Origin of the sequence: Pseudomonas migulae (assembly GCF_043225285.1) — a bacterium.
GTDB lineage: Bacteria > Pseudomonadota > Gammaproteobacteria > Pseudomonadales > Pseudomonadaceae > Aquipseudomonas > Aquipseudomonas migulae_C.
Genome location: NZ_CP171224.1, coordinates 5,531,471 through 5,547,220, shown reverse-complemented (window position 1 = coordinate 5,547,220; position 15,750 = coordinate 5,531,471). Strand labels below are relative to the sequence as shown.

The window sequence follows — 15,750 nt, the reverse complement described above, 5'->3', positions numbered from 1 at the left end:
ACGATGAAAAAGCAGGTCGTCCTGTACAAGAAACTCTCGCCGCTGCTGATGGCGCGCCTGCACGAGCAGACCGAAGTCACGCTGATCGACAGCCTCGACGCCGATGGCCTGGCGCAACTGCGCGAGGCCCTGCCCCGCGCCCACGGTTTGCTCGGCGCCAGCCTCAAGCTCGACGCCGGTTTGCTGGATCGGGCGCCGCACCTGCAAGCCATCGCCAGCGTCTCGGTGGGTGTCGACAACTACGACATCGACTACCTGACCGAGCGGCGCATCCTGCTCAGCAACACCCCGGATGTGCTGACCGAAACTACTGCCGACACCGGTTTCGCGCTGATCCTGGCGACGGCGCGGCGCGTGGTGGAACTGGCGAACATGGTTCGCTCCGGCCAGTGGAAACGCAACGTCGGGCCGGCGCAGTTCGGCAGCGATGTGCACGGCAAAACCCTCGGCATCATCGGTATGGGGCGGATTGGCGAAGCGCTGGCCCAGCGCGGGCATTTCGGTTTTGGCATGCCGATGATCTATCACAGCCATTCGCCAAAACCGGCGGTGGAACAACGCTTCGATGCGCAGTACCGCAGCCTGCCAGCGCTGTTGCAAGAGGCGGACTTCGTTTGCCTGACCTTGCCGCTGACGGCGGAAACCGAGGGGTTGATCGGCGCCGAGCAGTTTGCATTGATGCGCCCCGAGACGATCTTCATCAACATTTCCCGAGGCAAGGTGGTGGACGAAACGGCGCTGATCGCGGCGTTGCGCACGGGGCAGATTCGCGCGGCGGGGCTGGATGTGTTCGAGCGTGAACCGCTGAACCTGGATTCGCCGTTGTTGCAGTTGAACAACGTGGTGGCGACGCCGCACATTGGCTCGGCGACCCATGAGACGCGGGAAGCAATGGCGACGTGCGCGGTGGACAACCTGCTGGCGGCGTTGGCGGGTGAGCGGCCTAAAAATTTGGTGAACACACGGGCGTGGAGGGTTTAAGAAATCTAGCGCCTGCAAGTCAGTCATCGCCGGCAAGCCGGTCTCGCTCCCACATGGTTTTGTGAACCCCACAGATCTAATGTGGGAGCGAGCCTGCTCGCGATGAGGTCAGCACAAACAACAAAAAACTGTCAGGCGCGCCGTGCTTCAAGAAGATCCATCGAACACAACGCAATCCGCCGACACGCATCCGCCAGCTGGCGTTGATCCACCACCAACCCGATCCGGATATGCCCCGCCGCACTCGGCCCGAACGCTTCGCCCGCCAGCACCGACACGCCATACCCTTCCAGCAGGCGCTCGGCAAAGTGCTGAGCCGTCAGCCCGGTCCGGCGCACATCGACCATCACGAACATCCCGCCATCCGGCCGGACCGCATGCAAACCGGGGCACGCGTTCAAACTCGCGCACACCAGATCGCGACGCTGGCGATACTCCTCGCGCATCATCGCCACTTCCGGCAGGTCCCCGTCCAGCGCGACCTGTGCCGCGTTCTGCACGAAATCCGGGATGCCGAACAGCATGCACAACGACAAGTGTTCCAGATGGTCGATCAAGGTTTTCGGCCCGATCACCCAGCCCACTCGCCAGCCACTCATGGCATGGGATTTGGACAGGCTGTCGATGGTCGCCGTGCGCTCGGCCATGCCCGGCAGACTGGCGGGACTGATGTGCTCGCCTTCGTACAGCAGACCGCTGTAGACCTCGTCGCTGATCAGCCACAGGTTGTGGCGGATGCACAGCGACGCCAGTTCCTGCCAGACCATCAGCGGCAGACTGGCGCCGGACGGGTTGTTCGGACTGTTGAGCAACAGGGCGCGGGTCTTCGGCGTGATCAGTGCAGCAACGTCCGCCGGATCAACGCGAAAGCCGTTCTCCGGACGCACCGCCACCGGCACCACCTTGGCTCCGCAGGCGCCGAAAACACCTTCATAAGTCACGTACATGGGTTCGGCGACGATCACCTCATCGCCCGGATCGAGCAGGCATTGCACCACCGAATACACGCCGTACTGGGCGCCTGGCGTCACAATGACCTGATCGACATCGACATCCTGACCGCCGTGCCGTCGATGCCGGCGGGCGATGCTGTCGCGCAGCCCGCGATTGCCGCGCACTTCCGCGTAGTGAGTGTCGCCAGCCAGCAGGCTGTCGATGCAGGCCTGGACGATGGGGCGCGGTGTATCGAAATCCGGATCCCCCACCGACAGCAGCAACACATCGACGCCCTGCTCCCGCAACTCCAATGCTCGATAATGAATTTGCCAGGCCGCCGCGCCGTCGCCGGCGATTCGTTGGGTCAAGGCTGAATAGCGCATGTATTTCTCCAATCGCGCGTGGTCCTAGCCTCAACCCTATCTCAAATCACGAAACGCGCCACCATGGCATTCAAGTCGACAGCCAGGCGCGACAGTTCGTGCGTAGCGGCGCTGGTCTGGTTGGCGCCCGCAGCAGACTGGGTCGCCAGGTCGCGGATGTTCACCAGGTTGCGGTCGACTTCACGGGACACCTGCGCCTGTTCTTCGGACGCGCTGGCGATGACCAGATTGCGCTCGTTGATCAGGTGGATCGACTGGGTGATCTGCTCCAGCGCCACGCCGGCGGCACGAGCCATTTCCAAAGTGCTTTGGGTGCGCTGATTGCTTTGCTGCATCGACGACACCGCTTCGCCCGTGCCGTTCTGAATGCCGGCGACCATCTTCTCGATTTCCTGGGTCGATTGCGCAGTGCGATGGGCCAGCGCCCGAACTTCGTCCGCCACCACCGCAAAACCGCGCCCCGCTTCACCGGCACGCGCGGCCTCGATCGCGGCGTTGAGGGCCAGCAGGTTGGTTTGCTCGGCGATGGCGCGGATCACGTCCAGCACTTTGCCAATGTCGCGGCCCTGGGTCGCCAGGCCTTCGATCATCAGCGAGGTGTTTTGCACGTCATGGGTCATGGTCTGGATCGCGTCAACGGTTTCCACCACACGGTCGCGTCCTTCGCGGGCAGCCTGGGTCGACTGGCTGGACGCTTCGGACGTCGAGACGGCGTTGCGCGCCACTTCTTCCACGGCGGCGGTCATTTCGTTGACGGCGGTGGCGGCCTGTTCGATTTCGTTGTTTTGCTGTTGCAGGCCACGGGACGCTTCTTCGGTCACGGCGCTGAGTTCTTCGGCGGCAGCGCCGAGTTGCGTGGCGGAACCGGCGATCTGCTCGATGGTTTTGCGCAGGTTGCTCTGCATGGTGGACAAGGCACCGAGCAAACGGGCCGGCTCGTCCTTGCCGTCGATCTCGATGGTTTTGCTCAGGTTGCCGCCAGCGATGGTTTCCGCCGCCTGCACCGCACGGTTCAGCGGCGTGACGATGCTGCGGGTCAGCAGCCAGGCCAGCAACACGGTCATGAGCGCCGCCACCACGGACACCGCGATGATCCCGTTCACGGCGGTGTTGTAGTTGTCTTCGGCAACAACCCCGGCGGCTTTGGCGCCGTCGGTGTTGTAGGCCACCAGGCGGCCGAGCTGCTCGCCCATCTGGTCGGTGCCGTCCTTGATCCTGGTGTTGATCAGGGTGCGCATCTCGTCAATCTTGTTCTGGCGCGACAGGTCCATCATTTCGCGCTGGGCTTGCATGTAATTGTCCAGCGTCGCGCTGAACACCTTATACAGCGCGGCTTCCTCCGGGCCGGCGGGCAACGCGGCGTAGCTGGCCTGGGCCTTGCGCGCCTTCTCGGTCAGCACGCCGATGCGGGTTTCGGCTTCCTGCAGGCTGGCCGGCTCGCGGTTGACCAGAATGCGGAACGACAGGATGCGCATGCGCAGGATATTTTCGGTGACGTTGCCGAGGAAACCGACACTGGGCAGTTGGGTGCTGCCCATGTCGATCGAGGACTGGCGGATGATCGACATGCGGTTCACCGCAAACACACCCAGCACCACCACCAGCAAAGCGATGAAGGCGAAACCCAGGAAAGCTCGAGGCGCGATGTTCAGATTACGCAGGGACATAGGACGATACTCGGGTGATTGAGGCTTCGAGCATCCTTGCCGTGATCACTGGCGGGCGAGACTTTGACTCGCCAGTCAGTTCGGCGCCACTTTTGTGAGAGGTGTTCACGCGCCTGTCATCTGTATCGGCGGGGCTTGAGGATTTTTGCGGGGATTTGCGAAATAAATTTCAACGGGTTACGAGTGTTTCATCCGTGAAACACTTCACCCCTGTAGGAGCGAACCTGTTCGCGATGGACGTGAGGATGCCCGGTTCTATCCAGGCAAACGATCGTTATCGTTGACGTCCATCGCGAGCAGGCTCGCTCCTACCGGGAACGAAGGTTGTTCACAGATTGCGTTGGGCGATACGCCAGACGCGGGCGATGTCGGTCGCGCGTTCCTGTAGCAACCGCGGCGCTTCGGCACACGCCTGTTCCAGCGTCATCGGACCGCTGGCCAGGGCAAACGCAGCGTCGATGCCGTGTTCGTAGAGGGCCTGATAACCCTCCCCCAGAGTTCCGGCGATAACGATGACCGGCACGCCCTGTTGCCGGGCGATGCGCGCGACGCCAAACGGCGTTTTGCCGCGCAAGGTCTGCGCGTCGAAACGGCCTTCGCCCGTGATCACCAGGTCAGCGCCCTTCACCGCCTCGGCCAGGCCAACCAGTTCAGCGACCACTTCGACCCCGGCCTTGAACTGCGCGCCGAGAAACGCCTTGGCCGCAAACCCCAGGCCGCCCGCCGCGCCGCTGCCCGGTTCGTCGCGCACATCTTTGTTCAGCACTTTCGCGCAGTGTTCGGCGAAGTGACCGAGGGCGCAGTCCAGTTGTTCCACCTGCGCCGGCGTCGCGCCTTTTTGCGGACCGAAAATCGCCGAAGCACCGTGGGGCCCGCACAGCGGATTGTTGACGTCGGCGGCGATGTCGAAACGCACCTCGGCCAAACGTGGATCGATCTCGCTCAGGTCGATCCGGGCTAGTTGCGCCAGCGCCAGGCCGCCCGGTGCCAGGGTTTCGCCGTCAGCATCCAGCAGCTTCACGCCCAGTGCCTGCATCGCTCCGGCACCGCCGTCATTGGTCGCGCTGCCACCAATCGCCAGAATCACCCGTTGCGCCCCGGCATCCAGCGCAGCGCGGATCAGCTCGCCGGTGCCGAATGTGCTGCTGACGCAGGCATCACGCTGCCCCGGCGCGACCAGTTGCAAGCCGCTGGCCTCGGCCATTTCGATGATCGCGGTGAGACTCTGGGGCAACCAGCCCCAAGCGGCGCTGACCGTTGTGCCCAGCGGCCCGCGAACGTCGTTGCGACGCAGCTGGCCTTCGCACGCGGCCAGAATCGACTCTACCGTTCCTTCGCCGCCGTCGGCCATCGGGCACTTGATCAACTGCGCTTCGGGCCAGACGTGCGCCAGCCCGGTGGCGATGGCATCAGCCACACCCTGGGCACTCAGGCTGTCCTTGAACGAATCGGGGGCGATGACGATTTTCATGCGAATTCTCCAGTTCCAATGCCCTCATGCTGCCAGCAGGCCTGAACAATAACGCCGGTCCCGTGCACAAGCGGCAGGATGGATTATTGTTCATTTCCACAAAACGACCCTGTAGGAACCGGCTTGCTGGCGATGCATTCGACGCGGTGAATCATGGACACCGCGTTGAATCGATCGCCAGCAAGCTGGCTCCTACACGGGAATTGGGGTCACATTCAAAACTGTAGGAGCCGGCTTGCCGGCGATGGACATCAACGATGACGCGGGTTGTCTGGACGAACGCGGGTGTCTGGACGTTTTTCGCCAGCAAGCTGGCTCCTACAGGGGTGGTGTTGTTTCGGTTTGTGGGAGCAGTTGCACGCCGAGGTACAACGCCAGCATGCCATCGAGGCGCAGCGGGTCGACGCCGCTGAGTTCGGCAATCCGCTCCATGCGATAACGCAGGCTGTTGCGGTGAATGCCCAGCGCATCCGCACAGGCCTGGCTCTGGCCGTCGTGCTCGCACCAACTGCGCAGGGTGGCGAGCAACTGGCCGTTGTTGTCCTTGGCGATGACTTTGCGCAGGGGCTTGAGCAACTCGTCCAGCGCATCGTCGTTGCGGTGCCGCCAGAGCATCACCGGCAAGCGATAACGGGTCAGCGTCAGCAGGCGCGAATGGGGCAGGACATCGCGCCCGTATGCCAGCAAGTCACCGACCCGCCGATAGCAACGGCGCAGGCCGGACAAGCCGTCCGCCTGCCCGCCTACCGCAATGCGCAGGATATTCCAGCCGAGGCCGTCGAGTTTCTCCAGCAAGCGGTCATTCTCGATCGCCTGGCTGGCCGGTCGACACCACAGCAACGAAGACTTGGCCGAACTCACACACCAGCTGTCCGGGTAACGGGAAGTCAGCCAGGCGCTGAGCGCCTCAACGGTTTGCCCCGGCCCGTGCTCCATGCCCAACTCAAACAGATAAGGCACCCGGGTCATTTGCGGCTTCAGCCCAAGCTGCTGCGCTTCATCGATCAGTCGCGGCGAATCCCCCGCCTCGCTCAACAACAGTGCCAGCAGATCATCGCAACGCTGTCGCCGCCATTGCTGCTCGGCCTGCTGGTTGCGCTGGCCCACCAGCATCTCTGCGGTCATGCGCACCAGTTCGGCGTAGGTGCGCAGCTGTTCCGGTTCGCCGGTGATGCCCAGCACGCCGATCAGGCGCTGATCGAGCAACAGCGGCAAGTTGATCCCCGGCTGTACGCCCTTGAGGTGAATGGCCGTTTGCGCATCGATTTCCACCACGCGCCCGTTGGCCAGCACCAGTTGCGCGCCCTCGTGACGGGTGTTGACCCGCTCCGGTTCGCCGCTGCCGAGAATCAATCCCTGGCTGTCCATGACGTTGACGTTGTACGGCAGGATGGCCATCGCCCGGTCGACGATGTCCTGCGCCAGGTCGTGATCGAGTTCGAACATAAGGGTGATCCTTGAAGGGGTGACTGTTCAGCCGCACAGGGCGGGTTGATAAACCCTGTGCTCAAGCACAAAGACAGCAGCCATGAGCGTGACCGAGACTCTCAGGGCGATCAACGTTACCCTTTGCATCGCAAAAAATCATAATAAAGAGAGAGCCCGCCATGTCACAGAGCGCCGCCGCTACCCAGGCCATCGTTGACGAAAAAAATGCCGTTTACAAACGCATTACCCTGCGTTTGATCCCCTTCATCTTCATCTGCTACCTGTTCAACTACCTCGACCGGGTGAACGTTGGATTTGCCAAGCTGCAGATGCTCGACGCACTGAAATTCAGCGAAACCGTGTACGGCCTCGGCGCCGGGATCTTCTTTATCGGCTACGTGCTGTGCGGCGTGCCGAGCAACCTGGCCCTGACCAAATTCGGCCCGCGCCGCTGGATCGCGCTGATGATGATCACCTGGGGCACGCTGTCGACCTGCCTGCTGTTCGTCACCACCCCGACCGAGTTCTACACCTTGCGCCTGTTCACCGGTGCGGCTGAAGCCGGGTTCTTCCCGGGCGTGGTGCTTTACCTCTCGCAGTGGTTCCCGACCTTCCGCCGTGGCCGCATCATGGCGCTGTTCATGTCGGCGATCCCGGTGTCGGGTCTGCTCGGCAGCCCGTTTTCCGGCTGGATTCTCAACCACTTCGCCGCAGGCCAGGGTGGTCTGGCCGGCTGGCAGTGGATGTTCCTGCTGCAAGGAATCCCGACCGTGATCCTTGGCGCCCTCGCCTACTTCCTGCTTAGCGACAGCTACGCAAACGCCAAATGGCTGACCCCGTTCGAGCGCTCGGTGCTGGAAGCCGACCACGCCGAAGACCTGGCCAACAAACCGAAAACCACCACCGACTCGCTGCTGGCGGTGTTCAAGAACCCGGCGATCTGGGCCTTCGGCCTGATCTACTTCTGCATCCAGAGTGGCGTCTACGCAATCAACTTCTGGCTGCCGTCGATCATCAAGAACCTGGGCTTCAGCGATAACCTGGTAATCGGCTGGTTGAGCGCCATTCCCTACCTGCTGGCCGCCGTGTTCATGCTGATGGTCGGCCGCTCGGCGGACTTGCGCAAAGAACGTCGCTGGCATTTGGTGGTGCCGATGCTGATGGGCGCTGTCGGCCTGCTGATCGCGGTGAACTTCGCCACCACGCCGGCCATTGCGATTCTCGGCCTGACCATCGCCACCATGGGCGCCCTCACCGGCCTGCCGATGTTCTGGCCGGTGCCGACCGCGCTGCTCAGTGCCGGCGCTGCGGCGGGTGGCCTGGCGTTGATCAACTCCATGGGCCAGATGGCCGGTTTCCTCAGCCCGTACCTGGTGGGTTGGGTCAAGGACACTACTGGCTCCACCGATGCCGCGCTGTACTTGCTGGCGGGTGTGATTGTCTGCGGTAGCCTGCTGGCGTTGCGCATGACGCGTACCCTGCGCGTCTGATCACCGCAAAACACTGTAGGAGCGAGCCTGCTCGCGAAAGCGTTCTGTCAGTTGATCTGAATGTTGACTGACACGCCGCCTTCGCGAGCAGGCTCACTCCTACATTTTTTGATTCGGGGTGATCGAAAATTCACTTTGATCCGCGCGACCGTTCTGGTATCTGATTGAGCCTTTCCCACTGGTAAAAGGAATTCGTCATGAGCTACCGCACGCTGGGTCATTCGGGTTTGCAGGTGTCCACCCTGACCCTGGGCACCATGATGTTCGGCGAACAGACCAGCACCGAAGATTCCCTGCGGATCATCGACAAGGCCTGGGACCAGGGCATCAATTTCATCGACACCGCCGACGTCTACACCGGTGGCCGTTCCGAGGAAATCGTCGGCGAAGCGATTGCCGGAAACCGTCACGAGTGGGTGCTCGCCACCAAGGTCGGCTTTGGCCCGGTGGACGGCGTGCCGAACCGCAGCGGCCTGAGCCGCAAACATATTTTCAACGGCATCGACGCCAGCCTCACGCGCCTGGGTACTGACTACCTCGACATCTATTACCTGCACCGCGAAGACCACAACACGCCGCTGGAAGTCACGGTGTCGGCCATCGGCGATCTGATTCGCCAAGGCAAAATCCGCTACTGGGGGTTGTCGAACTATCGCGGCTGGCGCATCGCCGAGGTGATTCGCGTAGCGGACAAGCTGGGTGTCGATCGCCCCGTCATCAGCCAGCCGCTATACAACATCGTCAACCGTCAGGCCGAAACCGAACAGATCACCGCCGCCCACACCTATGGCCTGGGTGTGGTGCCTTATAGCCCGCTGGCCCGTGGCGTGCTCAGCGGCAAATACGCGCCGGACGTGAAACCCGATGCCAACAGCCGCGCCGGGCGTGCCGACAAACGCATTCTGGAAACCGAATGGCGCGTGGAATCCCTGCGCATCGCGCAAAAAATCCAGGAGTACACCCAGGGCCGTGGCGTGGGCATCGTCGATTTCGCGATTGCCTGGGTGCTGAACAACAGCGCGGTCACCTCCGCCATTGTCGGACCGCGCACCGAAGAGCAATGGGACGCCTACACTAAGGCGCAGACGGTGAAGATCACCGCCGAGGATGAGGCGTTCATCGATTCGCTGGTGACGCCGGGGCATGCGTCCACGCCGGGGTTCAATGATGTGAGCCATTTCGTGTCGGGCCGTAAACCCCACACCACCTGAACACACACCGAACCACTGTAGGAGCGAGCCTGCTCGCGATGGTCTTTCAGTTGATACCGATGTGGCTGATACACCATCGCGAGCAGGCTCGCTCCTACAGTAGATTGTGGTGTTGTAAATATTGATCATCCGGACAATATTCAGCACAAAAACCACGTATCCTCCGCACCCCGTTTCACGTTCAATTTCGCGAGGACAGTTTGTCTAAAGGTATCGCTCTATCGGTTTCAGCCTCGGTGCTGTTTGCCGTCATGTATTACTACACCTCATTGCTCACCCCGTTGAGCGGTGTGGAAATTTTCGGTTGGCGCATGTTGCTGACCGTGCCGTGCATGACCGTGTTCATGGTGGTGTCCGGCGAATGGAAGCGCGTGGTCGAGATTGTCCGGCGAGTCTTTGCCCGCCCGAAACTGATCGCCGCCCTGATCGCCTCCTCTGCCCTGTTGGGCGTGCAACTCTGGTTGTTCATGTGGGCACCGCTCAACGGTTACAGCCTCGATGTGTCGCTGGGCTATTTCCTGCTGCCGTTGACCATGGTCCTGACCGGACGGCTCGCCTACGGTGAACGCCTGTCCTACCTACAGAAAGTTGCCGTGTTTTTCGCCTGCCTCGGGGTGATCAACGAGGTGTATCAGGTCGGTGGTTTTTCCTGGGCGACCTTGCTGGTGTGCGTGGGCTATCCGACCTATTTCATCCTGCGCAAACGTCTGGCGACGGACAACCTGGGCGGCTTGTGGCTGGACATGGCGCTGACGCTGCCGGTGGCTTTCTGGTTCGTGCAGACGGGCGAGCAAGGCTTCAACGTGTTTGATCAGCATCCATGGCTGTCGCTGTTGATCCCGATGCTCGGTGTCATCAGTGCCTCGGCGCTGGTGATCTACATCATCGCCAGCCGACTGCTGCCGTTCAGCCTGTTCGGGCTGTTGAGCTATGTCGAACCGGTGCTGTTGCTGGGCGTCGCGTTGCTGCTCGGGGAAAGCATCAAGGCCGGGGAATGGCTGACCTACATTCCGATCTGGATGGCGGTGCTGGTGTTGATGTTCGAAGGGTTCAAACATCTGGTTCGACAGCGCAAACCTTAAGCCCATACACAAAACAAATGTAGGAGCGAGCCTGCTCGCGATAGCGGTGCATTCGACAACTCAAATGTCGACTGACACTCCGCTATCGCGAGCAGGCTCGCTCCTACAGTTTTTTTACAGCGGTAGTGGTTTAGTCGGTGGACAGCACGCCACGACGAACCTGGTCACGCTCGATCGATTCGAACAACGCCTTGAAGTTGCCCTCACCGAAACCATCGTCGCCCTTACGCTGGATGAATTCGAAGAAGACCGGGCCCATCAAGGTTTCCGAGAAAATCTGCAACAGCAGGCGCTTGTCGCCCGACTCGGACGAACCGTCCAGCAGAATGCCCCGCGATTGCAGTTGATCAACCGGCTCGCCGTGGTTCGGCAGACGGCCTTCGAGCATTTCGTAGTAGGTGTCCGGCGGCGCGGTCATGAAACGCATGCCGATGCTTTTCAGGTGGTCCCAGGTTTTCACCAGGTCATCGGCCAGGAACGCAACGTGCTGGATGCCCTCGCCGTTGAACTGCATCAGGAACTCTTCGATCTGCCCGGCGCCCTTGGACGACTCTTCGTTCAACGGGATGCGGATCATGCCGTCCGGCGCGGTCATCGCCTTGGAAGTCAGGCCGGTGTATTCGCCCTTGATGTCGAAATAGCGGATTTCACGGAAATTGAACAGCTTCTCGTAGAAGTTCGCCCAGTACGCCATGCGGCCGCGGTACACGTTGTGGGTCAGGTGGTCGATGATCTTCAGGCCCGCGCCGACCGGGTTGCGATCAACACCTTCGATGAACACGAAGTCGATGTCATAGATCGAGCTACCCTCGCCGAAACGGTCGATCAGGTACAGCGGCGCGCCGCCGATGCCTTTGATCGCCGGCAGGTGCAATTCCATCGGGCCGGTTTCGATGTGGATCGGCTGCGCGCCGAGTTCCAGTGCGCGCTTGTAGGCTTTCTGCGAGTCCTTGACCCGGAACGCCATGCCGCACACCGACGGGCCGTGCTCGGCCGCGAAGTACGAAGCGACGCTGTGGGGTTCGTTGTTGAGGATCAGGTTGATCGCGCCCTGGCGATACAGGTGCACGTCTTTGGAACGGTGGGTCGCCACCTTGGTGAAGCCCATGATCTCGAAGATCGGCTCCAGGGTGTTCGGGGTTGGCGATGCGAATTCGATGAATTCGAAGCCCATCAGGCCCATCGGGTTTTCGTATAAATCTGCCATGGTTGGCGCCTCATCATGTTCTGGTCAATTAACGGATCGTTAGTTGCTGGCGATGCTGAGGCTGGCGGGAGGCGCGCAGGAGATGCCCCGCACGCTGCGGGCGAGGAAGTCACCATAGATCAATTGAAACCCAAAACTCTTCATTGTCGACCCAAGGCTATTGCGGGCGATGCTTCTGCTGGCAGAAGACGTTTATTCTTATATGCGTAACCGGATTCTACACAGCGTAAATAGGTTTGTCCGCCTTCTGTATCAAATCCCCTTTTTCCCTGCTCGCGCAAGGGGTTTATTGCAGAGGAAAATCCCCGTCAGGATCAGCCCGCCACCCAGGCACATCGTTACGGTCAGCTGCTCGCCCAGCAGCAACGCGCCGAAGATGACTGCCGTCAGTGGATTCAAGGCGATGAACACGCCGGACCGGGTCGCGCCGATTTTGCGCAGTCCGTCGTAATAGCCGATATACGCCAGCGCCGAGCCCAATACGCCCAGGTAGATCAGGCTCAGCCATTGTTGCGACCCGAGACTGGCCAGGGCCGAAAAACTCAACTCGCCCCTCGCGGCGCTGGCCATCCAGAGCATCGCGGTGCCGAGCAGGATCGAATAGGTCACGGTTTGCACCGGCCCCAGGGTCTGGTTCAACTCCTTGGAGAACAGCGAGTAAATCCCCCACCCCAGCACGCAGCCGAAAATCAGCAGGTCGCCGATCCACGCGTCTGCATTGCCGACCAGCAACCGCGGATTGCGACTGACAATGACCAGGCTCGCCCCGGCGATGCAGATCGTGATGCCGAAGACCTTGGCCCGGCTCAGGCGCTCCTTGAACAACAGCCACGAGGCCAGCCCGATCACCGCCGGGTTCAGCGCCACGATCAATGACGCCCGGGAGGCATTGATGTAATGCAGGCCATAAAAGAAGCAGAGGTTGTAGAAAAAGATCCCGAAGAAACCCAACAGGGCCAGCTGCATCCATTGTCGAGGCGTCGGCCGCGCCAGTGGCACGCGGGCCAACACTAAAAACAGCAGCAACGCCACGCTGGCGAGGAGGAATCGCAGGCTGGCGGCGAACAGCGGGCTGAGGCTGTCCGCCAGAAAACGCCCCGCAACAAAGGTGCCGCCCCAAATCATGGTCACGGCCGCCAGCTTGAAATACACCGCCACCTCGGAGGTTCCCGGCAGGCTTTGTTCACACGTTGTCATAAGTCCTCAGCGTTAGAAGCTCAACAGATGACGTATCATTCTTGTAATACCCAGTCATCGTAAAATGAGCAAACACTCATGACCCTCACTCAACTGGAGATCTTTTCGCTGGTCGCCGAACTTCACGGCTTCACCGCGGCGGCCCACCGCCTTGGGATCTCGCAATCGGCGGTGTCTCACGCCCTCAAGTCGCTGGAGCAGGAGTTGGGCGTGGAATTGCTGCATCGGCATCAATCCCGAATCGAGCTCAGCGATATCGGCCAACAGTTGCTGCTGCGGGCCCGGGCGATGCTCGGGCTGGCCAACACCTTGCGCCAGGAAGCCGCCGATGCCCGCGGAATGAAAAGCGGCACATTGCGCATCGGTTCGTTTGGCCCGACTTCTTCGATCAAGTTGCTGCCGATGATCCTGCAGCACTTCCGGGTCGCTCACCCGGGCATCGAGGTTCATATTGATGAAGGACCGGATCGCCAGGTCATCCAGTGGCTTGAGGAGCGCCGCATCGATATCGGTTTCGTGGTGTTGCCACAAGAACGGTTCGACACCTTCGCGCTGATCGAAGACCAGATGGTCGCGTTGCTGCCCGTCGACCACCCGCTGGCCGCTCGCGACAGCCTGAGCCTGGAGGATTTGTGCCACGACCCGTTCGTGCTGACCGAGGCCGGCTCTTCGGAGCTGGTGTCGCGGTTGTTCAGCGCCGTGCGGTTGACGCCCAACATTCGCTACCGCTGCTCGCAACTCTTGAGCACGCTGGACACCGTTGGCCGCGGCGATGCCTTGACCGTGGTCGCCGAAGGTTCGTTGCCTGAGGCCCCTGACAAGCGCTACGTAAAAAAGCCTCTGTCACCCGCAGTCGTCCGTCAGGTAGGCCTGGCGGTGCTCGACCAGCGCCAGTCTTCACCGGCTGCGCTGGCGTTTATCAAACTCGCCTGCCGTCTGGACTACCGTTGAGCGGCACATGCGTTGAAGGCCAACTATCATGGCCGGTGAGCGAGCTCTTTTTGGGAGGCGTGACGTTGTCCTGCCAGCATTTGAGAGCCCTTTTCCATCGATACAGGTTTCGCGAATGCCACTGACCGTCAAAACCCGCCGCAAGCGCAGCACCCGGATTGCCGTGACCGTTTTGAGCGGTTTGCTCCCGATACTGCTGGGGTTCGCCATTCTGTACTTTCAGGCTGGACGCGCGCTTGAGCAAAGCACCCACCTGACCGCCGAAGAAGCCATCCGCCAATTTGACCTGATGCTCGACAACACCGCCCAGGCTGCGCGCGAGTTGCTGCCGCTGGCCGGGCAAAGCTGCCTTGACGTCAATCTGGCCTTGCGCGAACAAGTCACCCGTCGACCGTTTGTACGCTCAACCAATCTGGTGTGGGACGACATCAATTACTGCAGCTCCCTGTTCGGCGACTTCCGGGAGAAGATCGATACGGGCGACTACAGCACCGGCAAGTTGCTGCTGATGAAGGGCAATCTGGTCACGCCCGATACCGCGGTGCTGGTGTACCGCATCAGCGAAGGCAAAAAGGGTGCGCTAAGCACGCTGGACGGTTATCACTTGAGCAACGTCCTGCGCATGATCGGCCGCTCCACGGTGCTCATGTTGCAAGTCGGGCCCAATTGGCTGTCCGCCGATGGCCAGTTCCACCAGGACGCCCTCCCCACGTTGCAGGTGGCGCAAACCCGACTCGACTCCTCGCGTTACGCCTTCTCTGTGACGGCCGGCTTTCCTGAGGGTGAGACCTGGCGCTACATGAGCAGCGAGTACCCGCCGCTGTTCAGCCTGTTAATTTTCTTTGGCGCGGTGTCCGGCCTGATCGGGCATGTTCTGCAAAAGCGTTCGTCGTCGCCCAGTCATGAGCTGCAGCGCGCATTGGAAGCCGCGGAGTTCGTGCCGTACTTTCAGCCGGTGGTGCATGGCGCCAACAAGCAGTGGTCCGGCGCCGAAGTGTTGATGCGCTGGAATCATCCAAAGGAAGGCCTGGTGCGCCCGGACCTGTTCATCCCGTTTGCCGAGCATTCCGGCCTGATCGTGCCGATGACGCGCTCGCTGATGCAGCAGACCGCGCAGTTGCTGGCGCCTGTCTCCTCCTCGTTCAACGGACCGTTTCACGTCGGTATCAACATCACTGCCAGCCACTGCAAGGACCTGGAACTGGTCGAGGATTGCCGGGAGTTTCTCAACGCCTTTTCGCCGGGCGCCATCCATCTGGTGCTGGAGCTGACCGAGCGTGAACTGATCGAACCCACAGCCATCACGTTGCAGTTGTTCGAACAGCTGCACGCGCTGGGCGTGATGATCGCCATCGACGACTTTGGCACCGGCCACTCAAGCCTGGGTTACTTGCGCCAGTTCAATGTGGATTTCCTGAAAATCGACCAGAGTTTCGTTGCGATGATCGGTGCCGATGCGCTTTCCCGGCACATTCTGGACAGCATTATCGAGCTCTCGGCGAAGCTTGATCTGGGCATCGTTGCCGAAGGTGTGGAGACCGAAGAACAGAGTGATTATCTGACCGCCCATGGCGTTAACTTCTTGCAGGGTTATCTGTACGGTCGTCCCATGACCGGCGCGGATTTCATTGATGCATTAAGTCACCATTAACTAGCGTCTTTATGCGACAAGACAACGAGACCGTGCACCGATTTGATTCAAAAGACCACTCTTGTTACATGAAGAAAAAGTCAGGATTTACTCTT

Annotated in this window: 12 protein-coding genes; 6 read left to right on the top strand and 6 right to left on the bottom strand. The window is 61.0% G+C overall.

The window, feature by feature from the left end; genetic code table 11:
- The first annotated feature begins 3 nt into the window (after positions 1–3).
- Positions 4–981, top strand: coding sequence for an NAD(P)-dependent oxidoreductase (locus ACF6ZU_RS25590; protein ID WP_392893930.1), 978 nt, complete (start codon positions 4–6; stop codon positions 979–981).
- 131 nt (positions 982–1,112) lie between these two features.
- Here ACF6ZU_RS25590 and ACF6ZU_RS25585 read toward each other — a convergent pair whose 3' ends face one another.
- The 4 genes from ACF6ZU_RS25585 to ACF6ZU_RS25570 all read right to left on the bottom strand — a co-directional run bounded on the left by ACF6ZU_RS25585 (position 1,113) and on the right by ACF6ZU_RS25570 (position 6,884).
- Entirely contained in the window at positions 1,113–2,300 is a 1,188-nt protein-coding gene (locus ACF6ZU_RS25585; RefSeq protein ID WP_392888157.1) for a pyridoxal phosphate-dependent aminotransferase, read from the bottom strand.
- Between the two features lie 41 nt (positions 2,301–2,341).
- Positions 2,342–3,967, bottom strand: a complete 1,626-nt coding sequence (locus tag ACF6ZU_RS25580) for a methyl-accepting chemotaxis protein (RefSeq protein WP_392888155.1) — start codon at positions 3,965–3,967, stop codon at positions 2,342–2,344.
- Positions 3,968–4,295: 328 nt separating this feature from the next.
- Complete coding sequence (locus ACF6ZU_RS25575; RefSeq protein WP_392888154.1) at positions 4,296–5,438, bottom strand: glycerate kinase; 1,143 nt, start codon at positions 5,436–5,438, stop codon at positions 4,296–4,298.
- A 318-nt stretch (positions 5,439–5,756) separates the two neighbouring features.
- Positions 5,757–6,884 (bottom strand): sugar diacid recognition domain-containing protein, encoded by a 1,128-nt coding sequence (locus tag ACF6ZU_RS25570; protein ID WP_392888153.1) that lies wholly within the window; start codon positions 6,882–6,884, stop codon positions 5,757–5,759.
- A gap of 161 nt (positions 6,885–7,045) precedes the next feature.
- On the opposite strand from ACF6ZU_RS25570, the gene ACF6ZU_RS25565 reads away from it, so the two are divergent.
- The 3 genes from ACF6ZU_RS25565 (at position 7,046) to rarD (ending at position 10,649) form a co-directional block, all read left to right on the top strand.
- Positions 7,046–8,356 carry an MFS transporter gene (locus tag ACF6ZU_RS25565; protein WP_392888151.1) on the top strand — a complete coding sequence of 437 codons (1,311 nt, stop codon included), beginning with the start codon at positions 7,046–7,048 and terminating at the stop codon, positions 8,354–8,356.
- A 197-nt stretch (positions 8,357–8,553) separates the two neighbouring features.
- The gene (locus tag ACF6ZU_RS25560) at positions 8,554–9,567 is read left to right on the top strand and encodes an aldo/keto reductase (RefSeq protein WP_392888149.1); all 1,014 of its coding nucleotides are present in this window, start codon (positions 8,554–8,556) and stop codon (positions 9,565–9,567) included.
- A 200-nt stretch (positions 9,568–9,767) separates the two neighbouring features.
- Positions 9,768–10,649: an EamA family transporter RarD gene (gene rarD / locus ACF6ZU_RS25555; protein WP_392888146.1), complete on the top strand. Its 882-nt coding sequence runs from the start codon at positions 9,768–9,770 to the stop codon at positions 10,647–10,649.
- Between the two features lie 130 nt (positions 10,650–10,779).
- On the opposite strand, the gene hppD is transcribed toward rarD, so the two are convergent.
- Both hppD and ACF6ZU_RS25545 read right to left on the bottom strand, forming a co-directional pair.
- Complete coding sequence (hppD, locus tag ACF6ZU_RS25550; RefSeq protein WP_392888144.1) at positions 10,780–11,856, bottom strand: 4-hydroxyphenylpyruvate dioxygenase; 1,077 nt, start codon at positions 11,854–11,856, stop codon at positions 10,780–10,782.
- A 252-nt stretch (positions 11,857–12,108) separates the two neighbouring features.
- Complete coding sequence (locus ACF6ZU_RS25545; RefSeq protein WP_392888143.1) at positions 12,109–13,053, bottom strand: DMT family transporter; 945 nt, start codon at positions 13,051–13,053, stop codon at positions 12,109–12,111.
- A 78-nt stretch (positions 13,054–13,131) separates the two neighbouring features.
- Between ACF6ZU_RS25545 and ACF6ZU_RS25540 the strand changes: the two genes are divergently transcribed.
- Entirely contained in the window at positions 13,132–14,004 is an 873-nt protein-coding gene (locus tag ACF6ZU_RS25540; protein WP_392888141.1) for a LysR family transcriptional regulator, read from the top strand.
- 115 nt (positions 14,005–14,119) lie between these two features.
- Positions 14,120–15,655 carry an EAL domain-containing protein gene (locus ACF6ZU_RS25535; RefSeq protein WP_392888139.1) on the top strand — a complete coding sequence of 512 codons (1,536 nt, stop codon included), beginning with the start codon at positions 14,120–14,122 and terminating at the stop codon, positions 15,653–15,655.
- The last annotated feature ends 95 nt before the right edge of the window (positions 15,656–15,750 follow it).